The sequence below is a fragment of the Rhodococcus sp. (in: high G+C Gram-positive bacteria) genome (assembly GCF_049591685.1).
GTDB lineage: Bacteria > Actinomycetota > Actinomycetes > Mycobacteriales > Mycobacteriaceae > Rhodococcoides.
In genome coordinates, this window is record NZ_JBAWFH010000385.1 from 1 (window position 1) to 2577 (window position 2577).

Genomic DNA, 2577 nt, shown 5'->3' on the forward strand with positions numbered 1-2577 from the left:
GTCGATTTCATGCCAGATCGCTAGGGCCATTCCATCCGGCATCTTCTGGGATCACGTTCGTTCAAACGATGGATAGGGGAAATAGGCCGGACATGGTTACGTGTGCATGTCAGCATTCTTCGAATTCGAGAGGAACACCATGGCGAAACTGAGGGCTTTGTGGATGCGCGCTACATGTCCGCGATGCGGCGGAAGTGGCGGACATAGCGACTTCGGAAACTGGGTCAACTGCTCCGCGTGTAACGGAACCGGACAGAAGTAGAAACGAGAAAAGATGTCGACATCGAAATCACCATGGTCACGTGCCACCTGCCCCCGCTGCAACGGAACAGGTGGACACAGCGACTTCGGAAACAAGGTCAACTGCGTCGCCTGTAACGGGACCGGAACGAAACGGTAGTCGATTGCGGGTAGAGCAACCGACAGTTGTTGCTCTACCCAGCGATCAGATCCGGGTCGAATGCTCCGCCTTGCACGCCCTCTCTCCAGCTTTCTTGCCGGTGAAGTGCTGGTCCGAGCAGACCGAGATTGTATTTCGAGCCCATTGGCATAAGAGGGCTCGGCGGGTGTCGAATGGCAGCGTTCGGATCCACGGCAGTAGCGCAAGGCACCGTTCAGCTCGCCGCTCTAGCCTCGATCTTTCTTCGCGGTGATGTGCTGGTCTGAGCGGGTCGAGATTGTGTTTCGGACCCGTTGGCGCAGGATGGCGCGACCGATGTCGATCGGCAGCGCTCGGATCCACGGCCTGAGGTAGGGGTTCTTTCGGGTCGTCGGGTCGGGTGAAGTGCGGTCAGGCGGGCGCGGGTAGCGCCGCCAATTGGGTCAGTGCGGTGACAATCAGAGTCGACCATGTCGCGGTCTTCGACAGCTTCAGGTGGATGCGGCGGGCATGGGTCGAGATGCGTCCTGCGACCGAGAACACCCGCAGGCGTACACGTTTCGGTTCCCATTTGCGTGCTTCGTGGTCGGTGAAGCCGAGCATCTGAGTCCATGCCATCAAGTCCATGGCGAGCTGGACGATCGCCAGCCAGATGCGGTTCTGGTCGAACCCGTGCAACGGGAAATTGGTCAGTCCGGTGTCTTTGGCGGTGCGGATTCGGTCTTCGCAGCGGGCGCGGCGACGGTGCCGCAGTTCGAGATCTTGGATTTGGCCGCGGATAGTGTTGGTGGCGAAGGCGGTCAATCGAAGACCGTCGGCGTCGGTGAATCGCAACTGCGCTCCGGGGTGCGCGCGTTCCTTACGGATGATCACGCGCATCCCGGCCGGCCATCTCGTGAGGTCGAGTAGGCCGGTGGCGTCGATGACCCACGCGCCGTCGCGGACCTTCTCGGCATGGTCGACGGCGACCGACCACGCGCTCTCGGGAGCGGCGGCCAGCGCGGTGACCATCGCGTCGGTGAGCCCGAAGCCGATCGAATACGACACCCGCTTGTTGTGCAGCCATGTCATGAATGCGTGGCTGGCTCCGGCACCGTCGGTACGGACCATCACAGCCCGGCCCGGACGAGATCCGGTTGCAGAGCGTAACTGTGCCAGTGCTTTTCGTGTGAGCTCGATATGATCGGCGGCCGTGTTCGAGCCGGCGTTGCCAGGCCGCAGCAACGCTGCGACGGGCTCACCGGTCCCGTCGCAGCCGTGGTCTACGAACGCTAACAGGGGATGAAATCCGAATCCTCGTTTGTAGGTCGGGGCTGCAGATTCCTTCTCCGAGTGTGCGGTGACGAGGGTGGCATCGAGGTCGATGACGATCGGGTTCTGCGCGGTGACGTCGTGATCGGGCGCGTGTTCGCCGGCATGCTCCCAGGCCGCGGCGCGAGCGGATGCACGAGCGGTGTCGATCGCGGTCAACACTGCAGGGGCATGGGCGGCCAAGGCGGTGATCAGACGGGACACGGTCGGATCGGAGGGCACCTTCCCGAACACTGCCGTGTGTTCGCGCAGGGTTGCGATGTCGGCGAGGCAGTCTCCACCGAGCGACAGCGACACTGCGAGGTCGGTGATGATCTTCCCGGGGTCGAACTGCGCCAACGGTTTCCGCCACGGCGAGAGATTCTGCGAGAGTGCAGTTGTGAGTCCGGTGACCTCAGCGGTGCGGAGCAAGGTCACCGCTCCGGCGTGCGACACGACACCGGTTCCAGAGGCATCGACGGACAGGGTGGGGTACGGCGACGTAGACTTGCTCACCAGAATGGTGCTCCTCGTGATGGATCAATTTGGACCTTCGCAAGTCGAATTCTTCCAGCTCAGAGCACCATTCTTCTGTTCTGACACGCCTCGCCTACCTACCGGCGTGAAAGCCCGAGGCTAGTAGTACATGCACCGCGTTCAGCTTAGTTGAGTGCGAATCCAATTCTACTCAACAACCACATTTTGAACGACCGACGCTCAGGCCTCGCTCGCTCCAAGACGACCGGCGCTCAGGCCCTCACTCGCTCCAAAACGGCAGCCGAATCAGGTCTCCCAAACACCAACACCACCCGACTCACCTGCTCCCCCGTTGCCCGGGTCAGCAGGTCGGCATACACCGACAACTGGGTCCAGTAGGCCTCCAAGGTCTCCGCTGTGACCCCGACGTC

1 protein-coding gene is annotated in these 2577 nt (G+C 61.8%); it reads right to left on the reverse strand.

The genetic code is table 11. The features are described 5' to 3' along the window. Positions 1 to 790: 790 nt before the first annotated feature. A complete protein-coding gene (locus tag WBQ44_RS16080; protein ID WP_495567671.1) occupies positions 791 to 2185 on the reverse strand; it encodes an IS1380 family transposase in 1395 nt (464 codons plus the stop codon). Positions 2186 to 2577: the final 392 nt, after the last annotated feature.